Annotated in this window: 28 protein-coding genes; 18 read left to right on the top strand and 10 right to left on the bottom strand. The window is 57.9% G+C overall.

Annotated features, from left to right (window positions below; translation table 11 throughout):
- Positions 1–4 precede the first annotated feature (4 nt).
- The gene (locus ACR0CZ_RS17900) at positions 5–1273 is read right to left on the bottom strand and encodes a COG4223 family protein (RefSeq protein WP_480537222.1); all 1269 of its coding nucleotides are present in this window, start codon (positions 1271–1273) and stop codon (positions 5–7) included.
- 54 nt (positions 1274–1327) lie between these two features.
- Positions 1328–2041: a uroporphyrinogen-III synthase gene (locus tag ACR0CZ_RS17895; protein ID WP_170636612.1), complete on the bottom strand. Its 714-nt coding sequence runs from the start codon at positions 2039–2041 to the stop codon at positions 1328–1330.
- A 97-nt stretch (positions 2042–2138) separates the two neighbouring features.
- Between ACR0CZ_RS17895 and tsaD the strand changes: the two genes are divergently transcribed.
- Genes tsaD through ACR0CZ_RS17875 form a run of 4 tightly spaced genes read left to right on the top strand, consistent with a single transcriptional unit; the run spans position 2139 to position 4888 of the window.
- Entirely contained in the window at positions 2139–3236 is a 1098-nt protein-coding gene (gene tsaD, locus ACR0CZ_RS17890; protein ID WP_480537221.1) for a tRNA (adenosine(37)-N6)-threonylcarbamoyltransferase complex transferase subunit TsaD, read from the top strand.
- Positions 3233–4195: an NAD(P)H-dependent glycerol-3-phosphate dehydrogenase gene (locus ACR0CZ_RS17885; RefSeq protein WP_480537219.1), complete on the top strand. Its 963-nt coding sequence runs from the start codon at positions 3233–3235 to the stop codon at positions 4193–4195. Before tsaD ends, ACR0CZ_RS17885 begins: the two co-directional genes overlap by 4 nt.
- A gap of 1 nt (position 4196) precedes the next feature.
- Positions 4197–4466, top strand: coding sequence for a YciI family protein (locus ACR0CZ_RS17880; protein WP_170397914.1), 270 nt, complete (start codon positions 4197–4199; stop codon positions 4464–4466).
- Positions 4466–4888 (top strand): EVE domain-containing protein, encoded by a 423-nt coding sequence (locus ACR0CZ_RS17875; protein ID WP_170397911.1) that lies wholly within the window; start codon positions 4466–4468, stop codon positions 4886–4888. Before ACR0CZ_RS17880 ends, ACR0CZ_RS17875 begins: the two co-directional genes overlap by 1 nt.
- A gap of 222 nt (positions 4889–5110) precedes the next feature.
- Here ACR0CZ_RS17875 and ACR0CZ_RS17870 read toward each other — a convergent pair whose 3' ends face one another.
- On the bottom strand, positions 5111–5452 hold the full coding sequence (locus tag ACR0CZ_RS17870; RefSeq protein WP_170397892.1) for a DUF2853 family protein: 342 nt from the start codon (positions 5450–5452) through the stop codon (positions 5111–5113).
- Positions 5453–5643: 191 nt separating this feature from the next.
- Between ACR0CZ_RS17870 and ACR0CZ_RS17865 the strand changes: the two genes are divergently transcribed.
- A complete protein-coding gene (locus tag ACR0CZ_RS17865) occupies positions 5644–6291 on the top strand; it encodes a DUF899 family protein (RefSeq protein ID WP_170397890.1) in 648 nt (215 codons plus the stop codon).
- 4 nt (positions 6292–6295) lie between these two features.
- Here ACR0CZ_RS17865 and ACR0CZ_RS17860 read toward each other — a convergent pair whose 3' ends face one another.
- The 3 genes from ACR0CZ_RS17860 to ACR0CZ_RS17850 form a co-directional block, all read right to left on the bottom strand.
- Complete coding sequence (locus tag ACR0CZ_RS17860) at positions 6296–7045, bottom strand: extensin family protein (protein ID WP_170397887.1); 750 nt, start codon at positions 7043–7045, stop codon at positions 6296–6298.
- 13 nt (positions 7046–7058) lie between these two features.
- On the bottom strand, positions 7059–8447 hold the full coding sequence (ahcY, locus tag ACR0CZ_RS17855) for an adenosylhomocysteinase (protein WP_170397884.1): 1389 nt from the start codon (positions 8445–8447) through the stop codon (positions 7059–7061).
- Between the two features lie 103 nt (positions 8448–8550).
- A complete protein-coding gene (locus tag ACR0CZ_RS17850; protein WP_170397881.1) occupies positions 8551–8865 on the bottom strand; it encodes a hypothetical protein in 315 nt (104 codons plus the stop codon).
- Positions 8866–9071: 206 nt separating this feature from the next.
- Here ACR0CZ_RS17850 and ACR0CZ_RS17845 point away from each other — a divergent pair, with 206 nt between their 5' ends.
- The 3 genes from ACR0CZ_RS17845 (at position 9072) to ACR0CZ_RS17835 (ending at position 11583) form a co-directional block, all read left to right on the top strand.
- Positions 9072–9665, top strand: a complete 594-nt coding sequence (locus ACR0CZ_RS17845; protein ID WP_170397878.1) for an HD domain-containing protein — start codon at positions 9072–9074, stop codon at positions 9663–9665.
- 74 nt (positions 9666–9739) lie between these two features.
- Positions 9740–10564: an FkbM family methyltransferase gene (locus tag ACR0CZ_RS17840; protein ID WP_170397875.1), complete on the top strand. Its 825-nt coding sequence runs from the start codon at positions 9740–9742 to the stop codon at positions 10562–10564.
- 53 nt (positions 10565–10617) lie between these two features.
- Positions 10618–11583, top strand: a complete 966-nt coding sequence (locus ACR0CZ_RS17835; RefSeq protein WP_170397872.1) for a glycosyltransferase family 2 protein — start codon at positions 10618–10620, stop codon at positions 11581–11583.
- A gap of 47 nt (positions 11584–11630) precedes the next feature.
- On the opposite strand, the gene ACR0CZ_RS17830 is transcribed toward ACR0CZ_RS17835, so the two are convergent.
- Together ACR0CZ_RS17830 and ACR0CZ_RS17825 are read right to left on the bottom strand one after the other, a co-directional pair.
- Positions 11631–12185: an ActR/PrrA/RegA family redox response regulator transcription factor gene (locus ACR0CZ_RS17830; RefSeq protein WP_039542641.1), complete on the bottom strand. Its 555-nt coding sequence runs from the start codon at positions 12183–12185 to the stop codon at positions 11631–11633.
- Between the two features lie 87 nt (positions 12186–12272).
- A complete protein-coding gene (locus tag ACR0CZ_RS17825) occupies positions 12273–12890 on the bottom strand; it encodes an SCO family protein (protein ID WP_170397869.1) in 618 nt (205 codons plus the stop codon).
- A 92-nt stretch (positions 12891–12982) separates the two neighbouring features.
- Here ACR0CZ_RS17825 and regB point away from each other — a divergent pair, with 92 nt between their 5' ends.
- The 8 genes from regB (at position 12983) to trxA (ending at position 24797) form a co-directional block, all read left to right on the top strand.
- The gene (gene regB, locus ACR0CZ_RS17820) at positions 12983–14374 is read left to right on the top strand and encodes a sensor histidine kinase RegB (RefSeq protein ID WP_170397866.1); all 1392 of its coding nucleotides are present in this window, start codon (positions 12983–12985) and stop codon (positions 14372–14374) included.
- Between the two features lie 64 nt (positions 14375–14438).
- Positions 14439–15947, top strand: coding sequence for a PAS-domain containing protein (locus tag ACR0CZ_RS17815; protein WP_170397863.1), 1509 nt, complete (start codon positions 14439–14441; stop codon positions 15945–15947).
- A gap of 40 nt (positions 15948–15987) precedes the next feature.
- Positions 15988–16458 carry a tRNA (adenosine(37)-N6)-threonylcarbamoyltransferase complex ATPase subunit type 1 TsaE gene (tsaE, locus tag ACR0CZ_RS17810; protein ID WP_170397858.1) on the top strand — a complete coding sequence of 157 codons (471 nt, stop codon included), beginning with the start codon at positions 15988–15990 and terminating at the stop codon, positions 16456–16458.
- A complete protein-coding gene (locus tag ACR0CZ_RS17805) occupies positions 16455–17459 on the top strand; it encodes a phosphotransferase (RefSeq protein WP_170466438.1) in 1005 nt (334 codons plus the stop codon). Before tsaE ends, ACR0CZ_RS17805 begins: the two co-directional genes overlap by 4 nt.
- Positions 17456–18142, top strand: a complete 687-nt coding sequence (locus tag ACR0CZ_RS17800) for a nucleotidyltransferase family protein (protein WP_170397837.1) — start codon at positions 17456–17458, stop codon at positions 18140–18142. The genes ACR0CZ_RS17805 and ACR0CZ_RS17800 overlap by 4 nt, the downstream gene beginning before the upstream one ends.
- Entirely contained in the window at positions 18135–21062 is a 2928-nt protein-coding gene (gene addB / locus ACR0CZ_RS17795; RefSeq protein ID WP_170397834.1) for a double-strand break repair protein AddB, read from the top strand. Before ACR0CZ_RS17800 ends, addB begins: the two co-directional genes overlap by 8 nt.
- Positions 21059–24418 carry a double-strand break repair helicase AddA gene (gene addA, locus ACR0CZ_RS17790; protein WP_170397829.1) on the top strand — a complete coding sequence of 1120 codons (3360 nt, stop codon included), beginning with the start codon at positions 21059–21061 and terminating at the stop codon, positions 24416–24418. Before addB ends, addA begins: the two co-directional genes overlap by 4 nt.
- 58 nt (positions 24419–24476) lie before the next feature.
- Positions 24477–24797: a thioredoxin gene (gene trxA / locus ACR0CZ_RS17785; RefSeq protein ID WP_170397826.1), complete on the top strand. Its 321-nt coding sequence runs from the start codon at positions 24477–24479 to the stop codon at positions 24795–24797.
- An 84-nt stretch (positions 24798–24881) separates the two neighbouring features.
- On the opposite strand, the gene ACR0CZ_RS17780 is transcribed toward trxA, so the two are convergent.
- On the bottom strand, positions 24882–25145 hold the full coding sequence (locus tag ACR0CZ_RS17780; protein WP_170397824.1) for a hypothetical protein: 264 nt from the start codon (positions 25143–25145) through the stop codon (positions 24882–24884).
- A gap of 268 nt (positions 25146–25413) precedes the next feature.
- Between ACR0CZ_RS17780 and ACR0CZ_RS17775 the strand changes: the two genes are divergently transcribed.
- Both ACR0CZ_RS17775 and ACR0CZ_RS17770 read left to right on the top strand, forming a co-directional pair.
- Positions 25414–25764, top strand: a complete 351-nt coding sequence (locus tag ACR0CZ_RS17775) for a Lin0512 family protein (RefSeq protein ID WP_170397821.1) — start codon at positions 25414–25416, stop codon at positions 25762–25764.
- Positions 25761–26123, top strand: a complete 363-nt coding sequence (locus tag ACR0CZ_RS17770) for a Lin0512 family protein (protein ID WP_170397819.1) — start codon at positions 25761–25763, stop codon at positions 26121–26123. The genes ACR0CZ_RS17775 and ACR0CZ_RS17770 overlap by 4 nt, the downstream gene beginning before the upstream one ends.
- Before the next feature lie 55 nt (positions 26124–26178).
- On the opposite strand, the gene ACR0CZ_RS17765 is transcribed toward ACR0CZ_RS17770, so the two are convergent.
- The gene (locus ACR0CZ_RS17765; protein WP_170397815.1) at positions 26179–26376 is read right to left on the bottom strand and encodes a DUF1127 domain-containing protein; all 198 of its coding nucleotides are present in this window, start codon (positions 26374–26376) and stop codon (positions 26179–26181) included.
- Positions 26377–26471 lie beyond the last annotated feature (95 nt).

Genomic DNA, 26471 nt, shown 5'->3' with positions numbered 1-26471 from the left:
TCCTTCAGTTCGAGTTCAGGCTTGAAGCAAGCGTATTTGCGGCCTCGACGGCAGAGGCCCGTGTCTGCGCCGCCTGCTCCCAATCCGCCAATGCGGTTTGTGCCGCTTCGGGCAGGGATTTCAATTCGGTCAGCGCCTTTGAGACATCACCATCTGCCAACGCTGCCTGAGCACGCGACAGGACCGCGTCCGGATCGTCGCCCTCTTGCGGGGTCACCGACCGCGCGCCGGTTTGGCGCTGCAGAAACGCAACCAAGCCGGTGCCTTTGTTGGCATCGCGTGCATCGGCAAGCGCCGAGCGCGCCGCAGGGGCAAACGACGCGCGCAAGGCTGAGAGGGTCTCAACCCCGTCCGTCGCTGACGCAGCCAAAGCATCCGGCACGTCGACACCCCCAGCTTTCAACTCAGCAACCAGTTCTTTATAGGGCTGACCGGCATCCAATTGGCCATGCAGACGCGACAGGATTGCAGCGTTGGTCGCTGCGAGGGCCTCGGCTGAGGCCTTCGCCTCAAGCGCCTGCGCGTCTGAAACCATCTTTTCCACTTCGCTGCGCTGAGCGGCCAGGGAATCCTGCAGTTTCTTCAACTCTGCCTCGAACGCGGCGGTCGCCTCGGGCGAAACATTTGCCTCAAGCGGTTGTTTCTCAAGCGCGGTCAGGCGTTCCTCCAACGGGTCGACCTTACCGGTCAGGCCTTCGACACTGGTCTTCACCGCACCCAGATCACTTTCGACCGGCGATAGCTTGTCTGACAAAGCCTTGATCTGATCCGACAGGCCCGAGACATCCGGCCCGTCAGCCAGAGATTTGGTCAGTTGCGCAATCTGATCGGATTGTTCCGCCAACTTCTTCTCAAGCGCGGAAATCGCGTCCGAGCTATCTGCCCCACCAGACAAAAACCCGCCACTGCCCACGGCAAACCCGATTCCGGCTGCTATAACGCCGCCCAACAGCGCCGGGACAAACCCACCACGCTTTTCGACGGTGCGTTCGATTACCTTCTCTTCTGCAGGTGCAACTTCTTCGACAAGCTCAGAAGCGGCTTCGGCTTCGGCTTCGGCTTCGGCTTCGGCTTCGGCTTCGGCTTCGGCTTCGGCTTCGGCTTCGGCTTCGGCTTCGGCTTCGGCTTCGGAAGTCAATTCGTCCGCAGCGTTATCCGCGTCAACGTATTTCTCATCCGAGACTGCATCACTTTCGGTCTCGGCGGCTTCTACCAACTCTTCGACGCTGGGGTCTTCGACCGGTTCCTGATCGGGTTTCTTCTTATCAGCCACCGCGTTAATCCCCTTATCGATTCCCAAAACACATGAACAACAGACTAACCCAAGTTAATCTGCACCCGGCGCGCTCTCAACCCGCATCACGTGTTTCACGAGTTTTTTCACGGCTTTCTGCATTTTGTCCGGGGTCGGTTCATCCGCGATCTTCAGCCGCTCGAAACTCAGTGTTTTAAGGGGTTCCGCTGTGGCTTCGCTGATCGCGGCCAGCCACAGAGGCGCGGATCCGGCCCAGACATCGGCAAATTGTCGCGCTGTGCGGGGCGAAAATAGCGGGGCGATGATGGGCTGATCACTCTCGGCGGCGTGGGAAGCCTCATCACTCAGCGGCAGAAGTTGCTGTCGATAAATCGGCTGTTCTCGGGTGGTCAGCCCGGATTCAGTCAAACGCGCGGCCACGTTGCCACGGCTGTGTTCTCCGCGCAGATGTAACAGCGGGCTGTTTGGCTTGAGTTTCAGCAGATTGGCCACCAGCCCTTCGGCCGTCGCACCCAGCATCTGCGCTTCCCACCCTGCTGCCTGCGCTGCCTGCGTGGTCACCGGACCAACGCAATAGGCGGGCAGGCTGCGTTCCACATTCAATAGGGCGGCGGCGTTCACGCCATTTGCCGAGGAAAAGATCAGTCCAGCAGAATCATCGGACTCAACCATGACACCCAGCGGTTCGATCTTTAACAAGGGTGAATGGATAACCGCGACTTGCGACCGAATGTGGTCCGGCAGTTGCGCAACGAACCTGTCCGAGGCGGCGCGAGGGCGGGTCATCAACAAATACAACGGTCGGCGCCTTCGGCCTTGGGATTGTTTGCATCCGCGCGGGGTGATACCCCGCTTGGCAATCATGATGCAACGGATCAGGCCTATGGTGCAAACACTTACCGTCCTTGGACTGGAAAGCAGCTGCGACGATACCGCAGCCGCCGTTGTGCGGCAGGGCACAGGCGTAGGGGCCGAGATCCTGTCATCCGTGGTGCATGGCCAGACTGAGTTGCACAGCGCCTATGGTGGTGTTGTGCCCGAGATCGCGGCGCGCGCGCATGCCGAGAAGCTGGATATTTGCGTCAAACAGGCTCTAACAAAGGCCGAAATTGGCTTAGATGATCTGGACGCGATCGCGGTCACTGCCGGACCCGGCTTGATTGGCGGCGTAATGTCCGGCGTGATGTGCGCAAAGGGCCTGAGTGCGGCGACCGGGCTGCCGCTGATCGGGGTGAACCATCTGGCCGGGCACGCGCTGACGCCACGCCTGACCGACGGGATTGCCTTTCCCTACCTGATGCTGCTGGTGTCGGGTGGTCACTGCCAATACCTGATTGCTCATGGGCCCGAACAATTCACCCGACTGGGCGGTACGATAGATGATGCCCCCGGCGAAGCCTTTGATAAGACCGCCCGTCTGCTGGGTCTGCCCCAGCCCGGCGGCCCCTCGGTCGAGGCCGAGGCCCGTACGGGCGATCCCAAACGTTTCCGCTTTCCTCGGCCGCTGCTGGATCGTCCAGGATGTGACCTGTCTTTTTCGGGGCTCAAGACCGCGCTGATGCGGATGCGGGATAAGGTCGTAGCCGAAAAAGGGGGGCTGACCCGACAAGATCGCGCTGATCTGTGTGCCGGTTTTCAGCAGGCTATTGTTGATACCTTGGCTGAGAAAACCCGCCGCGCGATTGCCCAGTATCTTGAGACATCACCGTCAGAACCGGTTATTGCCGTTGCCGGAGGTGTCGCAGCAAATTCCGCTATTCGCTCAGCATTAGAGACTGTTTCTGCGGAAATGGGCGCCCGATTTACTGCCCCTCCGCTGGCTTTGTGCACTGATAATGCCGCAATGATCGCCTATGCGGGTATGGAACGATTCCGCACCGGTGCACGAGATGGGTTGGACCTGACGGCGCGGCCCCGCTGGCCCTTGGATCAAACCAGCCCTGCAATGCTGGGTAGCGGCAAAAAGGGGGCCAAGGCATGAGCGTGACCGTCCTTGGTTCTGGCGCATTTGGAACCGCTCTGGCGATATCTTTGGCGGGCAATGGGCCTGTAACTCTCTGGTCACGAGATGCCGAGCAAGCAGCGCAGATGCAGCACGGGCGCGAGAACCCGCGACGATTGCCTGGCGTTACACTGCCCGCCAGTGTTTCAGTGACAGCTGAATTAGAACAAGCGGCGCAATCCGATGTGTTGTTACTGGCCGTCCCAATGCAAAAGCTGCGCGATGCGTTGACGCGATGTTCCGACGAACTGAGTGGCAAGGTTTTGGTGGCTTGTTGCAAGGGGATCGAACTTTCCACGGGGCTGGGTCCCGTTGCAGTCATCCGTCAAACCGTTCCGGACGCACTTCCGGCCTTGCTGACTGGCCCCAGCTTTGCCGATGATATCGCGCGCGGTTTGCCTACGGCGTTGACGCTGGCTTGTGATGATGCAGAACTGGGTGAAGCGCTTCAGCAAGAGCTGACAACTGCCAATCTGCGTCTTTATCGTACCGCCGATACCGTCGGGGCAGAGCTAGGTGGAGCGTTGAAGAATGTGATGGCTATTGGTTGCGGCGCGGCCATTGGTGCCGGGCTTGGCGACAGCGCCCGCGCTGCGTTGATCACACGCGGATTTTCTGAGATGCAGCGCTTTGCCGCTTTGCGCGGGGCACGGCCCGATACGCTGATGGGGCTATCGGGGCTGGGTGATCTGGTGCTGACCTGCTCATCCGAATTGTCGCGAAACTATCGTTTTGGCCTTTGTTTGGGTCTAAACAAGCCATTTGACACCACGACAACCGTCGAAGGTGTCGCCACTGCGCAGGCCATGTCCGAAATCGCAGCGAGCGAAGGGTTAGACATGCCCATCAGCGCAACGGTGGCGAAACTCAGCAGCGGTGCCTACAGTGTCACCGACGCGATTCAGGCCCTGCTGGGTCGCCCACTCAAGGAGGAATAAAATGCTCATCGCCCTGATCGCCCGGGATAAAGCTGGTGCCCTACAGACCCGGCTGGACAACCGCACGGCCCATCTGGCTTACATTGAAGAAACCGGTGTTGTGGCGCAGGCCGGGCCGTTACTGGACGGCGATGCGATGATCGGATCGCTGGTCATTCTGGATGTCGAGAATCTGGCCGCCGCTGAGGCCTGGGCCGCAAATGACCCCTACGCGCTGGCCGACCTGTTCGACTCGGTTGAATTGATCCCGTGGAAAAAGGTCATCGGCTGATGGCGTATTGGCTGTTCAAATCCGAACCCTCGACCTGGAGCTGGGATCAGCAGGTCGGCAAGGGGGACGCGGGCGAGGAATGGGATGGGGTGCGCAACTACCAGGCCCGCAATTTCATGCGTCAGATGCAGATTGGTGACCGGGGTTTTTTCTACCACTCGCAAAAGGACAAGGAGATTGTCGGCATTGTCGAAGTCTGTGCCGAGGCCCATCCCGACAGCACAACCGATGATGAGCGTTGGGAATGCGTGGATATCAAAGCCGTCCGGTCTTTCACAATTCCGGTCAAACTGGATCAGATCAAGGCGGATGAGCGTTTGGGTGAAATGGTTCTGGTCAAGAATTCACGCCTTTCAGTGCAGCCGGTCAGCGATACAGAATGGCAGTTGATCTGCGCTTTGGGCGAGACAGAGGCGGATTGAATGAAAAGGGAAGGCCCTGACGACTTCAGAACCTTCCCTACCCCGCGTGCTCCCAAGCTCACCACACGCATACGGAAATCTATTGGTTCTGACCGTCCTGGTCATGACCTGACCTTAGCCGATTTCAGAACCGCGCTTCAAACGCCAAGTATTTAGAGTTTCAATCAAATACAAAACACCCGCCGGTAAGACCGACGGGTGCTGAAATGGTTCTTGGCTGGATCAGCTATAGACCGATTCTTTGCCGAAATGCTTGGTCAGCATGTAATAGACGACAGCGCGGTACTTGTTACGCTCGGACATGCCATAGGTCTCCATGGCCTTGTTAATCCCTTCCATCAGTTCGGGACCATCCGACAGTCCCAGCTTTTTGATGAGGAAGTTGTTCTTGACCGTCTCAAGCTCGCCTTCCTGGCTGGCCGCCACTGTCGACGCATCCGCGTCATAGATCGCCGGACCGCAACCGATGGTGACCTTGGTCAGCAGGTCCATATCGGGGTCCATCCCGCATTTGCCTTTTAGATCTTCAGCGTATTTGGCGATCAATTCGTCGCGTTTGCCCATGTCCCAATCTCCTTAATCCATTGTCACGGAACTTTTTACCGATGCACGAGAGACTAGCCTTGTCGGCGGAATTCCCAAAAGGGAAAAATCACAAGGTTTCCCCCTAGGCTGAACTTCGCGGGACTCGGTGATTTGATTTTTTCAGATTTATTATTTAACATTTTTGTTAATTATGATTCCCGGAGGTCCCCATGCCCGTAACGTTACCGAATGAAACCACCGAATATCGGTTAGCTCGTAATGCACTTCTATCCGCCGAGCGGGACCTGAGAGCAAAGGTTGAAGAGGTCGCGGCCTTGCGCCGTTCTCTGCCAACCGGAGGCAAAACCCCTAACGATTATGCGTTCCGAGATCTGGCAGGCGAGGGTGCGCCTATGTCGTCGCTGTTTGGCGATAAGGATACGCTGATTATCTATTCGCTGATGTACGGACCCGACGCGGAACGCCCCTGCCCTATGTGTTCGGCGTTTCTGGATGGGCTGAACTCTCAGGTTCATCATCTGAAGCAGAACGCCTCGGTCGCCGTAGTGGCGCAGAATACGCCCGAAAAACTCTCGGCGCTCAAGGATGAGATGGGTTGGAATGCGCTGCCGCTCTACTCAGCATTAGGGACGAATTACCAACGTGACTATCTGGCCGAGACCGACGGGGGTGATCAGCTTCCCATCCTGAATGTCTTTCAACAGCTCCCTGATGGCATTCATCACTTCTGGAGTTCCGAGCTGTTCTTTGAACCCAGCGATTGGCATCCCCGGCACGTGGATGCGGCTTGGCCACTGTGGAATGTTCTGGATTTCACGCCACAGGGCCGCGGCGATTTTATCCCACCTCTACGCTGAGGTACTATCGGCAGTAGCCCCAGCCGGGCCCCTGCAGGTGGAAGTGATCGGCATGTAAGCGGTTGTAGTCAGGGCCAAGCACCACGCGGAACCAGTCACAGGCTCCGCGCCATATCTGGCGCAGAAAATCGGCCTCGGGCCCGTCAGCGTCCCAGTCAGCCAGCAGGTTCAAGCTGCGCCCGTCCGAGAGATCCATTCCGACGATGTCGATCGCGTCCGCAGTGGCGTGACTGCTCCAACCATTGTCTTGTCCTTGCGCGGTCCGCATCCGGCGGCAGTTATAGCTGCCGATCTGGCGCATTCTGCTGACGGAAGTCCCCAGTAGTTGCTGCGCAGCGGGTTGCACAACATGGTGTTCCCACATGACAAGCCGCAAAGTTGTGGCACACCGGGTCTCGACTGCAGTGACGCGGGCGTTCACCAGACCGGACAACCGGCCGCGTCCCTCGATTCCGCAATTCTGGTCCACCACCAGATCGTCCAGCGGATCAAACCGAGCTCCAGCCTCGGCCAAGGCTGCACGGCATAAAGCGTCATCCGCCAGTGCGCGGTTCAACTGGTAGGGAGTGACCGGAGTCACTGGCGCGGTCACGGTCAGATCACGCAGCGGGTTCCAGTGCGGGGGTACAGGCGTATTGGGATGGGCAAGCAGCCACCAAACGCCGCCGCCCAACAAGGTCAACAGCGTTAAGAGGCCGAAAAGAAAAGACGCCGCCGAAAGCAGGATTCGGCGGCGTCTGGAAGGCTTGGTCATGCGTCTTTCGCACTTAGTAGCGGTAGTGTTCCGGCTTGTATGGGCCTTCGGGTTTTACGCCGATATAGGCCGCCTGATCGCTGTCCATCTGGGTCAGCTTCACGCCGATCCGGTCCAGATGAAGACGGGCAACTTTTTCGTCCAGATGCTTGGGCAGGATGTAGACTTCGTTCTTGTATTCATCGCCCTTGGTGAACAGCTCGATCTGGGCCAGAACTTGGTTGGTGAAAGAGGCCGACATCACGAACGAGGGGTGACCGGTGGCGTTGCCGAGGTTCAGCAGGCGGCCTTCGGACAGCAGGATAATGCGGTTGCCCGAGGGCATCTCGATCATGTCCACCTGTTCTTTGATGTTGGTCCACTTGTGGTTCTTCAGGCTGGCCACCTGAATTTCGTTGTCGAAGTGACCGATGTTACCGACGATGGCCATGTCCTTCATCTCGCGCATGTGCTCGATGCGGATCACGTCCTTGTTGCCGGTGGTGGTGATGAAGATATCGGCGTTTGCGACTTCGTCTTCCAGAAGGGTGACTTCGAACCCGTCCATGGCCGCTTGCAGCGCGCAAATCGGGTCGACCTCAGTCACTTTCACGCGGGCGCCTGCGCCACGCAGCGAAGCCGCCGAGCCTTTGCCCACGTCACCATAGCCGCAGACCACGGCAACCTTACCGGCCATCATGGTGTCGGTGGCGCGGCGAATACCGTCAACCAGCGATTCCTTGCAGCCGTATTTGTTGTCGAATTTCGACTTGGTGACCGAGTCGTTCACGTTGATCGCCGGGAACGGCAGGTGGCCGTCTTTCACCAGCTGATACAGGCGGTTTACACCGGTGGTGGTTTCTTCAGAGACGCCTTGGATCTGGTCGCGCATTTTGGTGAACCAGCCCGGAGACGCGGCCATGCGCTTGGCGATCTGCTTCTTGATCACCTCTTCTTCTTCCGAACCGGGAACGGGGATAATGTCCTCTCCTGCCTCGGCACGTGCACCCAGCAGGATGTACAGCGTCGCGTCGCCGCCATCGTCCAGGATCATGTTGGGGCCTTCGTCGAACAGGAAGGATTTGTCCAGGTAATCCCAATGCTCTTCCAGCGTCTGGCCCTTGATGGCAAAAACGGGAATACCAGCCTCGGCAATCGCCGCCGCCGCGTGGTCCTGCGTTGAGAAGATGTTGCACGACGCCCAGCGCACATCAGCACCCAGCGCCACCAGTGTTTCGATCAGAACGGCGGTCTGGATGGTCATATGCAGTGAGCCGACGATCCGCGCGCCTTTCAGCGGCTTGCTTTCGCCATATTCGGCGCGCAGGGACATCAGCCCCGGCATTTCCGTTTCAGCGATATCCAGTTCCTTGCGGCCAAACCCGGCCAGCGAAATGTCCTTAACGATATAGTCCCCGGCCATCAGGTTCTCCACTCCGGTAAATCTTGGTCCGGGCTGCCCCTAGCATTCCTTGGGACAGGAGGCAATGTGGATGGCCGGAAACAGGAAGTCTGGTGACAAAATATCAGCTTGGCGTACCCTCTGCCTTGATTTTGGGGATCGCTTCAAAAAAATCAGTGCCAACGGCGACAATACAACTCATGCCGTTCGCCTGGGTCACCAAAACGGTATAACTTCCCGTTTCCTTCGAGGTCCAAACCTCCATGACCGTCTGCCCGCCACGTGATTTCTGAAGACCGCCAAAGGTTAATTCCTCGGAGTAATTGTCTTGCAGTTTGGTAATCACGTGCTCGCGCTCTGCGCAGTTCTGGGCAAAGGCAGGTGGCGCGGTTGCGGCCATTCCGAAGGTCAGGGTTATTGCAAACAAACGCTTGAACATAGCAAGCTCCTTTCGATACGAGTTTCGTTTCGAGAGGGCGCAACTGGGAGGAGTCAGCACCCCCCTCAGTCCTTGATGTCGGGATCGTGTCGCGCAGGTTCAAAGCACGAATGCTCAAGAAATTGTTGGCACCATGTGATCCAGACAGATACATCATACCACAAGAACGCGAATTGAACGTGTCCCAGTTCACAAGGCATGGTAAAATGGCAACACAACCCAGAGCGTGGCAAAGAATGCTGTCGGGCCGTCGGCTGGATTTGCTGGACCCGACACCCGTGGATATCGAGATCGAAGATATCGCGCACGGGCTGGCCTTTGTGGCGCGGTGGAACGGTCAGACCAACGGGGATTTTGCTTATTCCGTGGCCGAGCATTCCTTGCTGGTGGAAGAGCTTTTTGGCCGCATCGCACCAAATGCACCGACGAAATGGCGGTTGGCGGCACTGTTACACGATGCCCCCGAATATGTGATTGGTGACATGATCTCTCCAGTGAAATCCGCCGTTGGCCCGGATTATGGTGATTTAGACGACCGGCTGGCTGCTGCGATTCATATACGTTTCGGGTTGCCCGCCGTGGTACCAAAAACAGTGAAACGCCAGATCAAGAAGGCGGACAAGATCAGCGCCTGGATGGAGGCGACGCAGATCGCGGGTTTTTCTGATACCGAAGCATCAAAGTTCTTTGGTCGTCCGGACAAGGCAATATTAGAGGGGTTGCAGATCAAACTGCGTCCCCCGATTGAGGTGCGGCAGGCCTATACCGCGCGGCATCAGGAATTGTTGGGCAGCATTTAGGTCGCCAATAGATCAGCAGCTCGGCCTATGCTAATTTTCCGCTAAAACAAGACCATAATCGGACGCAGGTTCAGATGAGCGACGCAGACAGCCAGATACCGGTCACGAACGCGCAGATGGAATATGCCAACGCGTGTTTACGTGAAGCGTACAATCTGACAGGCCGAGGGCGGGTGCGCAATCTGATCCGAAAGTCACTGCTGCCACAGTTGATCGCCTACCGGGGCATTCGAATCCACCTGCACCCTTATGACAATTTCAGCGAATTCTCTCTTTGGCAGAAGGGCCGGTCTCCGGAAGAGCTTGAGCTGAATTGGCTGAAAGAAAGCTTTGCGGGGAAGACTCTCAAGGTTTTGGATATCGGGGCAAATTTTGGTCTGTATTCACTTTTCTTGTCGTCAATTCTTAGCCCGGACTCCCGGATTCATGCGTTTGAGCCTAATCCGACACTGGCCGAACGCCTCAGCAATAATTGCTCTCTGAACGGATTTGGCAACGTGGAGCTGAACACTTTCGCGATCGCGGGCGAAACTGGTGAGGCGACACTTATTATAGAAAAGCGGGGCGACACGGCCACCAATCTTGGTCAGGCGCGCTTGGCAAACGACCCAGCGTATCTGGAGCTATCAAAATACGATACGATTGAGGTGCAGACCCGAACACTGCTTGAGCTTACACATCTGCATGATGCCGATTTTGCCAAGCTTGATGTTGAAGGGCACGAGCCGAACATTCTTATGCCTTTTCTTGAAAGCGCAGAAGATGCAGCGCTTCCCCAATATCTACAGCTGGAAACCGTGAATCTTGGTGATAGCGCCGAACGCCTGTTTGCCTCACTTTCTGATCGTGGCTATGAAAATGCCTTTCAAACTCAACGTAATATCATCTTCAGAAGATAGGCCGTGCAAGGAAGAACCGCGATCATGATCAAACCCACTCAGGCCAAGCCGATATGAAGGTCGGGCTATTCTCCTGCGCCAAGGATGAAGGGCCGTTTATTCTTGAGTGGGTCGCGTATCATCTGCTGGTCGGGTTTGATCCTATTCTGATTTACAGCAATGACTCGACAGACGGCACCGCCGAGCTGCTTGATGCGCTGGATAAAAACGGGGTTATTTCCCATGTTCTGCAAGATCTGAAACCCGGGCAAGTACCACAGCATACAGCGGCGGAAACGGCCTATGCGCATCCTTCGCTTAACGATGCCGATTGGCTGATGTGGCTTGATAGCGATGAGTTTCTTTTCTGTGCAAACGATGAAAATCAGGTCGCAGGTCTCATTGAATGCTGTTCCGGTTTCGCCGAAGGCGTCGCGGTGAATTGGTTGATCTTTGGAAATGGGGGCAACGACAAGTGGGAACCGGGGCTGGTCACGCAACGGTTCCTAGAGCGTGCCGATACAGATCATAACTTGCATCACTACTTCAAAACGCTTTTTCGAAAGTCCGATAAAATACGGGGGTTTGGCCTGCACCGGCCCTACTTGCGACCGGACTTTCGAAACGATGGATCGCAATTTGTAAATGCTGCGGGCCTGCCGATGCACGAACGCATGTATCGTTCGGGATTGCGACGAAGACATGCGCTGGGCGCCGCGCCCGAGCATCTGTCTACACACGATTGGGCTGCTGTCATTCACTACCCGGTGAAAACGCGAGACAGTTTCGCGCTCAAGCGGCAGCGCGGGCAAGGCACGAAAGCGACAGATGCACCCAACCGGTCCAGCCGGTTTCGTGAAAGGTATTGGAACAAGTACAACCAGAACAGCGTTGTGGATGATCGAATGCTGGCGATGGGTGGCAAGCTACAGGCAAAGGTTGATGAGTTGCTGTTATTGCCTAAAGTTGGGTGCGCGCACTCTGCCTGCCTTAAGAATTACGCGCTGAGGCTCCAAACTCAGGCTCAACCCGCGCCCTGAAAGTCGTTTGGAACGGCCCGGGAAAACACACTATTGAGTTTACGGGTCTACCTTGGGCTACGCTTCGCCAGAATCCGCTGCAACGTCCGGCGGTGCATGTTCAACCGGCGCGCGGTTTCCGAGACGTTCCGGTCGCACAGCTCATAAACGCGCTGGATATGTTCCCAGCGGACGCGGTCGGCGCTCATGGGGTTTTCCGGCGGCGGGGGCAGTTCGTCGCCCTTGGCCAACAGAGCGTTGGTGATGTCAGTGGCGTCGGCGGGTTTGGACAGATAGTCGGTTGCACCAATTTTGACCGCCGCAACGGCGGTGGCGATGGCGCCATAACCGGTCAGAACCACAACCCGGCTGTCGGGGCGTTTTTCGCGCAGCACTTCAACCACGTCCAGCCCATTGCCATCTTCAAGTCGCAGATCAACCACGGCATAGGCAGGTGGGCGGGCTGTGGAAATGGCGCGGCCTGCGGCGACGGAACCCGCGGTTTCAACCTCGAATCCGCGTTTTTCCATGGCCTTGGCCAGACGTCTCAGAAACGGCTCGTCATCATCTACCAGCAGCAGCGATTTGTCGGGGCCGATTTCAAGCTGGGAACTGTCTGCCATATGTGGGTCTTTCCGCTATTTCATGCCTCTTGGCTTAAACATGAGTAATAGCAGCGCCATTCCAAAGGTCAAACCGACTGTTGAGGATCAGGCCTGATCAAGAAAGCAGCCAATCTTGTCCGCCATCTGCTCGGCCGTTTCATCGCGTTTGAAAAATTCCAGAAACCCATCCTCGGGCGTCATCAGATAGGTAAAGGTCGAGTGGTCGACCAAATAATACTCATCGCTTTTGTCTTGGGCCTTGTAATAGGTCTTGTACGCCTTACTGGCCGCCTTGATCTGCTCGGGCGATCCGGTCAGGCCAATCACGCGTTCATGCAGGTTGAATGCGAAATCGCCCACGACCTCGGGGGTATCGCGATCCGGGTCTATCGAGATGAACAACGGCGTCACCGACTGACCGCGCTCGGCCAGCAAATCGATCGTGTCGACATTGCGCGACATGTCAAAGGGGCAAACATCCGGGCAGAAGGTATAACCGAAGTAGACAAGCGTGGGCTCGGTGATCACATCCTTGTCGGTTACCGTCTCACCCTTGGCGTTAAGCAGTTCGAACGGCCCGCCGATCGCCGCGCTCCCGCCCGCAATCTGAGACGAGCGGCACTGCGCGTATTTGTCGTCCGCGCCGCCCCTCGTCAACAGCCACATGGCGCCAAGACCAATTGCAAGAACAACAGTTGCGAGAATAGCATAAAGACGAACCATGGCGCGTATCCTTATACGAAAGGGGATGTTGATCGATTCTGCCGGGACACCTATCAACATGTCGGACCGACGCAATAGGACATAATCGACAGATGACGAATTCCAACACCAGTCTTTGGCGTGGGCAGGAGCGCAGTACCTGGATCAGGCTGCGCACGCTGATCCTGCTGCGATGGGTCGCCATTATCGGCCAGTTCACGGCCATCACGGTTGCACAGAAATATTACGACGTTCAGCTTGAGCTGGCATTGTGTTATTTCGTCATCGGCATTTCGGTGATGGGTAACCTCACGGCGATTCTGTTGTTTCCCGAAAACAAGCGCTTGTCGGAATTCGAGAACTTCCTGATGGTGCTGTTCGATCTGCTGCAGCTGTCGATCCTGTTGTATCTGACGGGGGGGCTAAACAACCCGTTTGCGCTGCTGTTGCTGGGTCCGGTGACGATTTCTGCGAATGTAATGAGCACCCGCTCGACCCTGATCATCGGTAGCGTTGCGGTAATCCTGACCACGTTGCTGGCGCAATTCCACCTCCCGCTGAGAACCAATCTGGGGTTGGTGCTGGATATCCCCGATATTTTGCTGTTCGGAAACTGGGCGGCGATTATCATCGCCATCGTTTTCATCGGCGCCTATTCGCACCGCATCAGTTCCGAAGTTCAATCGATGTCCGAAGCGCTCTCGGCCACCCATATGGCGCTGGCGCGCGAGCAAAAGCTGACTGATCTTGGTGGTGTGGTGGCCGCAGCCGCGCATGAGTTGGGTACGCCGCTGGCAACGATCAAGCTGGCCAGTTCAGAACTGATCGAAGAGCTGGACGACCGGCCTGAGCTGATGGAGGACGCAGCCTTGATCCGCGAACAGGCTGACCGCTGCCGCGACATCCTGCGCGATATGGGCCGAGCTGGGAAAGATGATTTGCACCTGCGTCAGGCGCCTCTGTCCACCGTGATCCATGAAGCGGCAGAGCCACATATCAATCGTGGTAAAGTGGTGCATTTCGACGAAGGACCAGTTGCGGATGGCGATGTGCAGCAGCCCTCGATCCTGCGCAAGCCCGAGATCATTCACGGGCTGCGCAACCTGATCCAGAACGCAGTGGATTTCGCCCAGTCGACGGTCTGGGTCGAAGCTGAATGGACCTCTGATCGGATCAGCGTTTCGATCATGGATGATGGGCGCGGCTACCCCTCCCACATCATTGGTCGGATTGGTGACCCATTCATGCGCCGCCGCCGCGCCGATCGCAGTAGTCGGCCGGAATACGAAGGCATGGGGCTGGGTCTGTTCATCGCCAAAACCCTGCTGGAACGCAGCGGTGCCGAACTGAGCTTCGCCAATGGCGCGGACCCTTATCAGACCCTGACTGACCAACCGGACCGCAGGGGGGCGATCGTCAATGTCGTTTGGCCGCGCAAGCTGATCGACGCGCAAACCGGGGACACTCCTGTTCCCTCGGGCGCCAACCAACCGTTCCAGATCTGAGTTAAGACCCCGTTAACCATTGTTGTTCATATAGATTCAAACGTTTTACCCGGGGGTTGGAGCAATGGCCGAATGGATCGTTCTGGCCGCAATCAGTGTGGTTTCGGCCAGCTTTGCGATATTGTGGCTCTTGCCACGCCATCAGGCCAAAACAAGAGATTTCGGGCTGTCAGCGCCCGGAGCGCTGTTCGATGTTGTCTTCCTGTTCGATGGCGACCGGTTGATCAGCCACTCCGATATTGCGCTGGCAGGTTACGAATCCGTCAGCAACTGGGCTGATCTGCGGCGTTTGCTGCAACGTGATTTTCCCGCTTTCCCCGAAACGCCCGAGATTGTCCGGTCCGGGGGCAACATCGCCGTTTCAGCCATCGACTGCACAGTCGAGCGCGAGGTTCTGTGCGAATGGATCGATGGTATCATTCGGGTTCAATTACGTGATCTGACGGGGACCATCCCTGCGCCACGCCGTGACCAGCGCGATCCAATTCGTTTGGCGATGGAGCAGGCGCCCTACCCTGTTTGGCTGATAGATCACCGTGACAAGGTGGGCTGGTGCAATGCGGCCTATGTACGGTTGGTTCGCAAGATCGCGGGACCGGATGCCGATCTGACGGACCCTCTGTTTCCTTCTCACAGGGACGAGGCGCAGCTGAGTCGAAAAACCCGTGTCTCGATTCCGGTCAGGGACAGCGATGCCAAGCTCTGGTTTGACCTGACCCAGGTCGCACACGAACAGGATCAGTTGTGTTACGCCGTCGATATCAACGCGATTGTCGAAGCCGAGACAGCACAGCGCAAGTTTGTGCAGACCATGACCAAAACCTTCGCACAGCTCTCCATTGGCCTAGCGATCTTTGACCGCAACCGGCAACTGGCCCTGTTCAATCCAGCGCTGATTGATCTGACCACCCTGCCACCCGACTTCCTGAGCCTGCGCCCAAGCCTGTCCAGCTTTTTTGACCGGCTTCGCGACCAGCATATGATGCCCGAGCCTAAGAACTATCGCAGTTGGCGGCGCCAGATGAACGACCTTCTGGAGGCGGCACAGGACGGGAACTATCAGGAAACCTGGTCGCTGCCATCAGGATCGGTCTATTCCGTCAGTGGTCGCCCGCATCCCGATGGGGCCGTGGCTTTCCTGTTCGAAGATATCACCGCCGAAATCACACTGACCCGACGGTTCCGCGCTGAAACGGACCTTATGCAATCCATTCTGGACAAGCTGGCTGATGCCATCGCGGTGTTTTCGGATGACGGTTCGCTGGCGATCACAAATTACGCCTATCAGGTGTTGTGGGGCGACAGCGGCGAAGTAGGATTCGAACCAGCAACGGTGCTGGAAATCACACGCCAATGGCAGGAGTACTGCACCGCCACGCCGATCCTTGGCGAGATCCGCGAATTCGTCACCGCGCGCGAGAATCGGGCCGAATGGTCGGCTGAACTGATCCTAAAATCCGGCGGCTCTTTGAACTGCACGGTCAGCCCCATGCAAAACGGGGCAACAATTGTCCGTTTCGCCTCGGACAACCCGGTCAGGAACATCACGGAAATACAAAGAATCAGCGCCTGAACCGGTTGCAGCCGACCCGGCGCAGGTTCATTGTGACGCCATGAACGCACCGCTGACTCTGACCTCGAAATCCCCAATCGACACTGCCGAAGTTGCCACCAAACTGGGTGGCGCATTGCAGTCTGGCGATACTATCCTGCTTGAAGGTACGATCGGCAGCGGCAAAACCCATTTCGCACGCGCATTGATCCAATCTCTTCTGTCCGCGCCCGAAGATGTGCCTTCGCCGACCTTTACTCTGGTTCAGGTTTACGAGACGCAGCTTGGTGAGGTCTGGCATTCAGACCTCTATCGTCTTTCTGCCGTGGAAGAGATCGAAGAGCTGGGGCTGGTCGACGCCTTCGACGTCGGCATTTGCCTGATCGAGTGGCCTGAAAAGCTGGGTCCCCTGACGCCAGAGCCGGCCTTACTGATCCGGTTCACCACAGACGCCAACGAACAAGATACGCGACAACTTAAGATGTCGTGGACAGACCCGAAATGGAACGCCAAGCTGGAGGGGATCCAATGACGAACCGGGCCATTCTGGCAGAAGCCTTGATCGCGCAGACACCATGGAACGGCGCACGGCATACGCCTTTGGCGGGTGATGCATCAAACCGCCGGTACGAGCGTCTGACCGACCCTGCCACCGGCCGGACCGCCGTTTTGATGGATGCTCCGCCCGACAAGGGCGAAGCTGTTGAACCCTTCGTGCGTATGTCGAAATACCTGCGTTCCATTGGGTTGAGTGCGCCGGAAATCTACGCCGAGGACTGCGAATACGGGTTTCTGTTGCTCGAAGATTTGGGCGACGATCTGTTCGCACGCGTCTTGCGGGACGATCCGACGCTTGAGCGCACGCTGTATGACGCCGCAACCGATGTACTTGTCCATCTTCACGCGGCGCCGACGCTTTCGCTAGACAGTTACGACCCCGCTCTGATGACCGAATTGGCGGCGCTGTCGTTCACGAAATATGCGCAAGGCATTCTTGGATCGCACGACGACGAGGCCCGCGCCCGGTTTGAGCTGCGCTTTGCGGATATCCTGCACCGGGAAACCGGCGGAACGCGGGTTGTTGTGCAACGCGATTACCACGCAGAAAACCTGATCTGGCTGCCCGAGCGCGAAGGTCTGGCGCGCGTCGGTCTGCTGGATTTCCAAAGCGCGATGCTGGGGCATCCCGCCTATGACCTGATGTCACTGCTACAGGATGTGCGTCGGACTGTGCCCGCCGGGATCGAGATGCGGATGATCGACCGCTATATCACCGCAACCGGCGTCGATGGGCATGATTTCCGCACCGCATATGCTGTTCTGGGCGCTCAGCGTAACCTGCGCATTCTAGGCGGTTTTGCCCGGTTGGCGACCGATTATGGAAAGCCACACTACGTCGACCTGATCCCGGCTGCGTGGGCACATTTGATGCGCGATCTCGAACATCCCGCGTTGGTGCCGGTGGCAGACCTGTTGCGCAGCGCCCTGCCCGCCCCAAGCCCCGAAAACCTGGATAAGCTGAGGGCGCAATGATCGGCACCCCCCAAGCTGCAATGCTGTTTGCCGCAGGATTTGGCACCCGCATGGGTGCCCTGACCAAAGACCGGCCCAAACCGCTGATCGAGGTGGCCGGGCGGCCCCTGATTGATCACGCACTGGATCTGGTCGATGCACTCAGGCCGCTGCGGGTTGTTGCCAACCTGCACTATCACGCTGATCAGTTGGCTGATCATCTGGCGGGCTGCGACGTTATGATATCGCGGGAAGAACCGCGCATTCTGGATACTGGTGGTGGGCTGCGCGCAGCGCTACCTCTGCTTGGATCCGATCCCGTATTCACCTTGAACAGCGACGCAATCTGGGCTGGGCCCAACCCACTGAATTTACTGAAGGATCAGTGGAACCCGGATAAAATGGATGCGCTGCTGATGTGCGTTCCAGTTGGGCAAACCCTTGGCCACACAGGCCCGGGTGACTTCACTCAGGACAGCACAGGGCGGATCGTCCGCGGTGCAGGTCTTGTTTACGGGGGGGTGCAAATTCTGAAAACCGAAGGGCTACATGACATCGCTGAGGACGTGTTTTCATTGAACGTATTGTGGGATCGAATGCTGCAGCAAAAGCGCCTGTTCGCACTGTCTTACCCCGGTCGCTGGTGCGATGTGGGGCGTCCCGAGGGTATAGATCTGGCCGAGGGGCTGATTGCCGATGTTTGAGCCCAGCGCCCTGCCCCGGGTCTTCGCCGTTCCTCCGGGAGCGGATTTTCCCAAGGTGTTGGTTGACGGGCTACATGAGCGGTTTGTGGGGCAGCCGCCCGACGCGCTGGCCCGGGTGCAACTGGTGATCAACACCCGCCGGATGGCGCGCCGGGTGCGCGATCTGTTTGATCAGGGTCCCGCTTGCCTTTTGCCACGCCTCTCTTTGGTCACCGATCTTGGCGAAAGCGCCGATCTGGCGCAGATCCCACCCGCAATCCCGCCTCTGCGTCGCAGGCTGGAGCTGACGCAGCTGATCGCAAAACTGCTAGACCAGCAACCCGATCTGGCGGCCCGGTCCTCGCTGTTCGATCTATCTGACAGCCTGGCCGGGCTTATCGACGAGATGCAGGGGGAAGGTGTCTCTCCCGATGCGATCAGGCAACTCGATGTCAGCGACATGTCCGGCCATTGGGCGCGGGCACAGACCTTTATAGGCATCGCTGATCAGTTCATGGAATCCGGTTCGGAGGCGCTGGATGCGCAGGCCCGACAGCGGCGCGTGGTCGAGAACCTGATCGCGCGCTGGGAGGCGTCGCCGCCCGAACATCCTGTCATTCTGGCAGGCTCTACCGGGTCTCGCGGGACCACCCTGATGCTGATGCAGGCGGTCGCGCGTCTGCCTCAGGGGGCGCTGGTGCTGCCTGGCTATGATTTCGACCAGCCTGAACATGTTTGGCACAATCTGGATAACCCACTGACATCTGAGGATCATCCTCAATACCGGTTCCGCAAGCTGATGCTTGGTCTAGGGCTTGGCCCGGATCAAATCCTGCCATGGACCACGGATCAGGCCCCTTCACCTGCCCGTAACAAGCTGATTTCGCTTGCATTGCGCCCTGCCCCGGTCACCGACGCATGGATGACTGAAGGCCCGCTCCTGCCCGACCTGAACGGTGCGACCAAGGATGTGACGCTGATCGAGGCGCCCTCGCCCCGGGCCGAGGCCTTGGCCATTGCGCTACGCCTACGGCAAGCGGCCGAGACCGGCCAGACCGCCGCGCTAATCACCCCCGACCGGATGCTAACCCGGCAGGTCAGCGCCGCACTGGACCGGTGGAATATCCTGCCCGATGACAGCGCGGGCCTGCCACTGCAGCTGTCTCCGCCCGGGCGGTTCCTGCGCCATGTCGCCGGGCTGTTCGCGCGCCGCCTGGATGGCGAGGCTCTGCTGACGCTGCTCAAACACCCACTGTGCCATGACGGGGGCGACCGGGGCAGCCACCTGCTGCATACCCGCGATCTTGAGCTTGACCTGCGTCGCTATGGCCCGCCCTTTCCCGACAGCGCCAGCCTGACCGCTTTCGCCATTCGTACAGAAGCGCCCGAGGACTGGGTCCGCTGGGTTACCCAGACATTTTGCGATCAATACGACCCCACCGAACAGCCACTGCCGGACTGGGTCGCCCGGCTTCGCACGCTGGCCGAGATGATCTCGGCAGGTGCAACCGGTGAATCTGGCACATTGTGGGACAAGAACGCGGGCCAGAAGGCGCTTGCGGTGATCTCCACTTTGGAAGCCGAAGCACAGCATGGCGGTGCGATGACCGCCCATGACTTTGCCGACCTTCTGGGCGCGTTGTTGGCAGGTGAAGAAGTCCGCGACCGTGATGCACCTCACCCGCATCTGATGATCTGGGGCACCCTGGAAGCGCGCGTTCAGGGTGCGGATCTGCTAATTCTGGGTAGCTTGAACGAAGGAAGCTGGCCCGAGGCTGCTGCGCCCGACCCCTGGCTGAACCGTCAGATGCGCAATGAGGCCGGTCTTTTACTGCCCGAACGCAGGATCGGTCTGTCCGCGCATGACTTCCAGCAGGCGGCAGGTGCTGCAGAGGTGGTTTTGACCCGCGCTACCCGCTCGGATGATGCGGAAACCGTACCATCCCGTTGGCTGAACCGCATGACCAACCTGTTACAAGGCCTACCTGAACAGGGTGGAACTAGGGCGTTAGAAGCAATGCAAGCGCGGGGCCAACGGTGGCTGGATTGGGCAGAGATGCTGGAACATGCACCCCGAATCGCACCCGCGCACCGCCCGTCGCCACGACCACCCGTCGCGGCGCGGCCACGGCGGCTATCGGTGACCGAAATCAAACGCCTGATCCGCGATCCGTACGCCATATATGCCCGGCATATCCTGCGATTGAGACAACTGGACCCGCTGGTTCAGGCGCCAGATGCCCTGCTACGCGGTATCGTCATCCACGAGGTGATGGAACAATTCGTGCGTGACAGCGTTCTGGATCCGGCTTTATTGACCCGAGAAAATTTCCTGAAACGCGCCAAAGCTCTGCTGGACGACCACGTTGCGTGGCCAACTGCCCGAAAGCTGTGGCTGGCGCGGCTAGAGCGGATTACCGATAGCTTTCTGTCCGCCGAGATTCAGCGCCGCGCCGATGGCGGGCCTGTAGCATTTGAAGTTGGAATGCGGCTGGCGTTGACGCCGCTGGACTTCACCATTGCCGGACGTGCCGACCGAATCGATCGAAGCGGGCAGGGGGCTTTGCGTATCATCGACTACAAGACGGGCACTCCGCCGACAGAAAGTCAGCAAGCCAAATTCGACAAACAACTGCTGATCGAAGCTGCAATGGCCGAGCAGGGCGGTATCGAAGGATTCGATCCGCTTCCCGTTGCACAGGCGATCTTCATTGGCATGGGCGGCACCTATAAAGAAGTGCCCGCACCGCTGCAGAAAGAGCCGACCGACAAGGTGCTGGCCGAACTGAAAGAGCTCATTTCAGCCTATTTAGAGCCTGATCAGGGGTTCTCTTCACGCAGGATGCTGCACAAGGACACAGATATAGGGGACTATGATCACCTCGCCCGGTTCGGCGAGTGGGATCGTTCGGCGGAAACCGAACCGGAGGACCTGACATGACCCCCCGCAATGATGCCACCGAACGGCAGGTTCAGGCCGCGCGCCCGGACGCCTCAACCTGGCTGGCGGCCAATGCGGGCTCGGGCAAGACCCGGGTGCTGACCGACCGGGTGGCGCGGCTGTTGCTGGATGGCGTACAGCCGCAGCATATCCTGTGCCTGACCTATACCAAGGCCGCGGCCAGCGAGATGCAGAACCGGTTGTTCAAACGTCTTGGCAAATGGGCAATGTTGGGCGACGGCGACCTTCTGTCTGAGTTGGTCGAACTTGGCGTACCGGGCGTGATCGATCCCGACCGGTTGGCGCAAGCACGGACCCTGTTTGCCCGCGCTATTGAGACGCCTGGTGGCCTGAAAATCCAAACGATCCACTCCTTCTGTGCTTCGCTGCTGCGACGGTTCCCGCTTGAGGCGGGGGTCAGCCCTCAGTTCTCCGAAATGGAAGACCGGGCTGCGGCGTTGCTGCGCGAAGAGATCATTGAAAGTTTTGCCGACGGCCCTCAGGCCGAATTGATCGAAGACGTTGCCCGCTTTGTCACCGATACCGGTTTTGACAAACTGACTGCCGCTGTTGCGCAGAAACGAAATCAGTTTGAACATGTGCTGCAATGGCCGGACATTCTGCAACGGTTTGATCTGCCCGAAGGTTTTGATGAACAGGTCCTGCTGCGTAACGTGTTTCTGGGCGGTGAGGTCGAACTGATCCAGTCCATTTTGCCCGCGCTTTCGGAAAGCGGAGGGAACAATGCCAAGGCCGCCGACAAGCTTGTCGGTTTTACCGACGCCCGGCTGAGCAAACTGACGATACTTGAAAACGTCCTATTGACGGGTAAGGGCGCGAAAGAGCCCTTTGCCGCAAAACTCAACAGCTTTCCAACCAAGGCGCTGCGTGAAGGGGTGCTGGCAGATCGGATGCCCCAGCTCGAGGCCCTGATGCTGCGGGTTGAAGCCGCGCGGGAACAACGACTGGCGCTGGTTGCGGCCCAGAAAACCCATGTATTACATCGCTTTGCCGCGGCCTTCCTTCCGGAATACGAGCGGCGCAAGCAGGTTAGGGGTTGGCTGGATTTTGATGACCTGATCCTGCGCGCACGTCAGGTGCTGAACGACCCGGCGGTCGCAGAATGGGTGCTGTACCGGCTCGACGGTGGCATCGATCACATTCTGGTGGACGAAGCGCAGGACACCAGCCCGGATCAATGGGACGTGATCGAAAAATTGGCTCAGGAATTTACCAGCGGGGAAGGGGCCCGATCCGGAGTTGAACGCACGATCTTTGTGGTCGGCGACAAGAAACAGTCGATCTATTCCTTCCAGGGCGCCGACCCGCAAGCCTTTGACCAGATGCAGGCCGAATTTGGGCGGAAACTTCGAGAATCAGGCTCTAAACTGTGGGATTCAACGCTGGAATATTCGTTCCGCTCGTCCAGCGCGATCCTTGGGCTGGTCGATATACTGTTCGAAAACCATGTAGGGGCCGGGTTCCACAAGGATGCCTTACACCGGGCATTCAAGGCCGATCTTCCTGGGCGCGTCGACCTATGGCCGGTGATCGAGAAAGTTGAAGACGAGGATGACAGCGATTGGACCGATCCCGTTGATCGACCCGGCGCACGGCATCACACCGTCATTCTTGCAGAACAGGTTGCCCGGTCAATCAAGGATATGATCAGGAATGGCGCTACCATTCCCGATGATGGCGATGCGTCGGGGACATTTGTCCGGCGCAAAGTGCAACCCCGCGACTTTCTGATCCTTGTCCAACGCCGCTCGGACCTGTTTGCCGAGATCATTCGCGCCTGCAAAAGCGAGGGCCTGCCCATCGCGGGGGCAGATCGCCTGAAGGTGGGCGCGGAATTGGCGGTCAAGGATCTGGCTGCTTTGCTGAGCTTTCTGGCCACACCCGAAGACAGCCTATCCCTGGCGACAGTCCTGAAATCCCCACTGTTTGGCTGGACGGAACAACAGTTGTTCGATCTGGCTCATCGCAGGGAGGAAACTTATCTATGGGCAGCGTTGCGCAATCGTGCCGAGGAGTTCCCGGTAACGCTTGCGATTCTGAACGACCTACGCGATCAAACCGACTTTCTGCGTCCTTATGATCTGATCGAACGTATCCTGACGCGCCATGACGGGCGACGCAAACTGCTGGGCCGGCTTGGGGCCGAGGCTGAGGATGGTATCAACGCGTTGCTGTCGCAGGCGCTGGCCTATGAGCGGACAGATATCCCAAGCCTCACCGGATTTCTGGTCTGGATGCAAACCGACGATCTGGAGATCAAGCGCCAGATGAGCGGAGTCGGCAATATGATCCGGGTGATGACCGTTCATGGCTCGAAGGGATTGGAATCACCGATCGTAATCCTGCCGGACACTGGTAAACGACAGCCACCACGAGATGCAGAGATCATGATGGCGGGCGATACTCCGTTGTGGAAAGTGCCTTCTGATGCCTCACCTGCATTGATCGCAGCTGCGCGCCAAGAAGCCAGAACGCGCGAGGAGAATGAGCGGCTGAGGCTGCTCTATGTGGCTCTAACACGGGCAGAAAAGTGGTTAATAGTGGCGGCCGCCGGGGATGTAGGCAAGGATGGCAACAGTTGGTATCAGATGGTTGAGGCCGCGATGGCGCGGGCAGGGGCTACTCATGTTCCCGGCACCCAGACCCTTCGACTGGCGCATGGAGATTGGGAGGCTTTGCCTGCCGTTGAACAGGGCAGCATCCCGCACAACGAACAGCATTTGCCTGTATTTTTTGACCACCCCGCGCCAAATGCACCCGCGCCAGCCGAAACGCTCAGCCCCTCTGATCTAGGGGGTGCGAAGGCCTTGCCCGGAGATGCGGGGCAGGATGAAGAGGCGGCGAAACGACGTGGATCGCAGCTGCACCTATTGCTCGAACATCTTCCTGCTGCCGCACAGGATCAATGGCCGCAGCTTTGCGCACGGCTTCTGGCCGATATGCAAGATGTTGAGCGGCAAGATCTGCTGACTGAGGCCACTTCGGTGCTGACGGCCGAATATCTGAAACCGGTCTTTGGCTCGGATGCGCTGACCGAGGTTTCGGTCTCTGCCGATCTGAACGGCACACGAATGCATGGGGTCATCGACCGGCTGATTATCACGGATAAAGAGGTGCATGTAATTGATTTCAAATCCAATGCGACTGTTCCGACCGGGCCAGAATCCTGCCCCGAAGGGCTGTTGCGCCAGATGGCGGCCTACGCCCATGCCCTGTCGCAAATCTATCCCAATCACAGTATCCGCACCGCTATCTTGTGGACGCGAACCGCGCACCTGATGTGGTTGCCACACGATATGGTGACGGACGCCCTGACACCGAACCCTATATCTTGACCTTGCCCGGTGCCGCACCTAGGTTCTGAGCCCAAGCATTCCCAGTCAGGAGACAGACATGTCGACCGTAGCCGTTACCGACGACACCTTTGACGCCGAAGTCAAGAATTCCGATATCCCCGTCGTGGTGGATTTCTGGGCCGAGTGGTGCGGCCCCTGTAAGCAGATCGGCCCCGCCCTGGAAGAGCTGGCCAGCGAATATGGTGGCAAGGTGAAGATTGCCAAGGTCGATGTCGACAGCAACCCAAACTCAGCCGCGGCCATGGGCGTGCGCGGCATTCCGGCGCTGTTCATTTTCAAAGACGGTCAGGTGGTTTCGAACCGCGCTGGCGCGGCCCCGAAAGCGGCCCTGCAAAGCTGGATCGACGAGTCGATCTGACCTTCGCTACTGTTCGAACGCAAAAAGGCGCCCCGCATTGGGCGCCTTTTTTTATGAAAGCCACTGCGTGACAAGAGTTTAGACTCACTTGATGGTCCACCTCACCGATACTCCCGCGCCGTCCTTGTGGGTAAATGTAACGGTGTCGTCTGCGATTGAAACCACCTGACAGTCGTGGGGCATCACTTCACCGACGATCACGATTCTCCGACAGTAATACCTGTCTTTCCACTCCCACGTGCCGCTGATACTGCCACCTTTCGGGCCTTTGCCCTCAACCGTGCCGTCCTTGTGAATAGTCACCCAGGTTTCGCCCTGAACCAGCTTCTTATCAACGATCAGGTTCATAAATTTCGCTTTGTTTTCTATGACTTCAGCGGATACGCTTGGCGCCAGAAATCCAAACAACAATAATGATGACATGAGCCGAAAATACGTCATGGAATCAAACCTTTCATAGATCGTGTGCTTAAACAGACAGAATTCTAGTCGATAGCTGCGGTACACACCAAACATTCGGGTTTCGTGGTTTGGCCGGATGCAGTTCACTGTACTGGTTCTTTCAATTCGCAAGAACTCGTGCAGATTGTCGGGTCATCAGAAATAAGGAGGCGACATGCCCAAAACTCGGGTATTGGTGGAATTCGGTATGGGTACGTCGCTTCGGCGCGAAGACTATACCGAAGCAGCGCTGCGCGCGCTCAAGGATGCGCTCTGGCATAACTCGGTCAATATGGCGGAATTGTTCGGATTCCCGAAAGAGGCCATGATCATCGACGCGGAAATCGGTGTACAGCAACCGGACCGGGTGGATTCGCAGGCGTTGAAGGCCATTTTCCCCTACGGCCAGCCCAACATCACGGTCACACATGGTGGTTTGGATATCGACAAGCCCCATTCTGAGGGTCGCACGGTGATCGCCAACGCCGCGATCGTAGTCTCATTTGATATGGAGCCCGCCCGATGACGGAAAAACGTATTATTCTGGAGATGGGGACCGGCAACGATCTGTATGGTCAGGACTATACCAAGGCCGCGCGACGCGCTGTTCAGGACGCGCTGCACCACTCGTCCATCACGCTGTTTTCCAAACTGGGCATCAGCCATGAGGAGATGCGCGTTGAGGTCACGATTGGCGTTCAGCAGCCTGAGAAGGTTGATTGTGATCTTGTCGCCTCGGATCTGCCGCGGGGCCACGCCTCGGTTCGGGCGGTCAAAGGGGGACTGGATGTCGAGGATGCCGAGGCGGGTACCCGGCATGTCGTAGCCACTGCTGCAGTTGAGGCTTATCTGCCTGATCTCGCAGGTAAATTCGTCGAAAGCTGAAAAAGAAAAAGCCGCTCAATCGAGCGGCTCATCTTATAAGTGTTCAAATCCTGGATCAGAACTTGGAGATATCAGCGCGGGTCAGCCCGACGTCTTCCAGCTGCTCGTCGCTCAGTTGCGACAGTTCGTTGCGTGTCTGATATGATTTGTACCATTCGACAACGTTTTCGAATGCATGAGAGAATGCGTCCACTGCGTGCAGGATGGTGACTGCTCCGCGCGGCGCATGGGTTTTTGCGATTGCGTTTGCCATGTGCTTAGTCCTTTTAACAGAAACAGCCGACCCGTTGTCGGTTGTAAGCCTCATGTAACTCCAGCGGCTGAGTCTCACAAATGCTGACTCAACAG

Source organism: Ruegeria sp. H9, from assembly GCF_056532915.1.
This window is presented reverse-complemented; position numbering and strand designations above follow the sequence as displayed.

Bases quoted from the DNA above. Each gene is read 5' to 3' on its own strand.
- ACR0CZ_RS17895 (WP_170636612.1), bottom strand. From the start codon at position 2,041: ATGACCCGCCCTCGCGCCGCCTCGGACAGGTTCGTTGCGCAACTGCCG.
- tsaD (WP_480537221.1), top strand. From the start codon at position 2,139: ATGGTGCAAACACTTACCGTCCTTGGACTGGAAAGCAGCTGCGACGAT.
- ACR0CZ_RS17885 (WP_480537219.1), top strand. From the start codon at position 3,233: ATGAGCGTGACCGTCCTTGGTTCTGGCGCATTTGGAACCGCTCTGGCG.
- ACR0CZ_RS17880 (WP_170397914.1), top strand. From the start codon at position 4,197: ATGCTCATCGCCCTGATCGCCCGGGATAAAGCTGGTGCCCTACAGACC.
- ACR0CZ_RS17875 (WP_170397911.1), top strand. From the start codon at position 4,466: ATGGCGTATTGGCTGTTCAAATCCGAACCCTCGACCTGGAGCTGGGAT.
- ACR0CZ_RS17870 (WP_170397892.1), bottom strand. From the start codon at position 5,452: ATGGGCAAACGCGACGAATTGATCGCCAAATACGCTGAAGATCTAAAA.
- ACR0CZ_RS17865 (WP_170397890.1), top strand. From the start codon at position 5,644: ATGCCCGTAACGTTACCGAATGAAACCACCGAATATCGGTTAGCTCGT.
- ACR0CZ_RS17860 (WP_170397887.1), bottom strand. From the start codon at position 7,045: ATGACCAAGCCTTCCAGACGCCGCCGAATCCTGCTTTCGGCGGCGTCT.
- ahcY (WP_170397884.1), bottom strand. From the start codon at position 8,447: ATGGCCGGGGACTATATCGTTAAGGACATTTCGCTGGCCGGGTTTGGC.
- ACR0CZ_RS17850 (WP_170397881.1), bottom strand. From the start codon at position 8,865: ATGTTCAAGCGTTTGTTTGCAATAACCCTGACCTTCGGAATGGCCGCA.
- ACR0CZ_RS17845 (WP_170397878.1), top strand. From the start codon at position 9,072: ATGGCAACACAACCCAGAGCGTGGCAAAGAATGCTGTCGGGCCGTCGG.
- ACR0CZ_RS17840 (WP_170397875.1), top strand. From the start codon at position 9,740: ATGAGCGACGCAGACAGCCAGATACCGGTCACGAACGCGCAGATGGAA.
- ACR0CZ_RS17835 (WP_170397872.1), top strand. From the start codon at position 10,618: ATGAAGGTCGGGCTATTCTCCTGCGCCAAGGATGAAGGGCCGTTTATT.
- ACR0CZ_RS17830 (WP_039542641.1), bottom strand. From the start codon at position 12,185: ATGGCAGACAGTTCCCAGCTTGAAATCGGCCCCGACAAATCGCTGCTG.
- ACR0CZ_RS17825 (WP_170397869.1), bottom strand. From the start codon at position 12,890: ATGGTTCGTCTTTATGCTATTCTCGCAACTGTTGTTCTTGCAATTGGT.
- regB (WP_170397866.1), top strand. From the start codon at position 12,983: ATGACGAATTCCAACACCAGTCTTTGGCGTGGGCAGGAGCGCAGTACC.
- ACR0CZ_RS17815 (WP_170397863.1), top strand. From the start codon at position 14,439: ATGGCCGAATGGATCGTTCTGGCCGCAATCAGTGTGGTTTCGGCCAGC.
- tsaE (WP_170397858.1), top strand. From the start codon at position 15,988: ATGAACGCACCGCTGACTCTGACCTCGAAATCCCCAATCGACACTGCC.
- ACR0CZ_RS17805 (WP_170466438.1), top strand. From the start codon at position 16,455: ATGACGAACCGGGCCATTCTGGCAGAAGCCTTGATCGCGCAGACACCA.
- ACR0CZ_RS17800 (WP_170397837.1), top strand. From the start codon at position 17,456: ATGATCGGCACCCCCCAAGCTGCAATGCTGTTTGCCGCAGGATTTGGC.
- addB (WP_170397834.1), top strand. From the start codon at position 18,135: ATGTTTGAGCCCAGCGCCCTGCCCCGGGTCTTCGCCGTTCCTCCGGGA.
- addA (WP_170397829.1), top strand. From the start codon at position 21,059: ATGACCCCCCGCAATGATGCCACCGAACGGCAGGTTCAGGCCGCGCGC.
- trxA (WP_170397826.1), top strand. From the start codon at position 24,477: ATGTCGACCGTAGCCGTTACCGACGACACCTTTGACGCCGAAGTCAAG.
- ACR0CZ_RS17780 (WP_170397824.1), bottom strand. From the start codon at position 25,145: ATGAACCTGATCGTTGATAAGAAGCTGGTTCAGGGCGAAACCTGGGTG.
- ACR0CZ_RS17775 (WP_170397821.1), top strand. From the start codon at position 25,414: ATGCCCAAAACTCGGGTATTGGTGGAATTCGGTATGGGTACGTCGCTT.
- ACR0CZ_RS17770 (WP_170397819.1), top strand. From the start codon at position 25,761: ATGACGGAAAAACGTATTATTCTGGAGATGGGGACCGGCAACGATCTG.
- ACR0CZ_RS17765 (WP_170397815.1), bottom strand. From the start codon at position 26,376: ATGGCAAACGCAATCGCAAAAACCCATGCGCCGCGCGGAGCAGTCACC.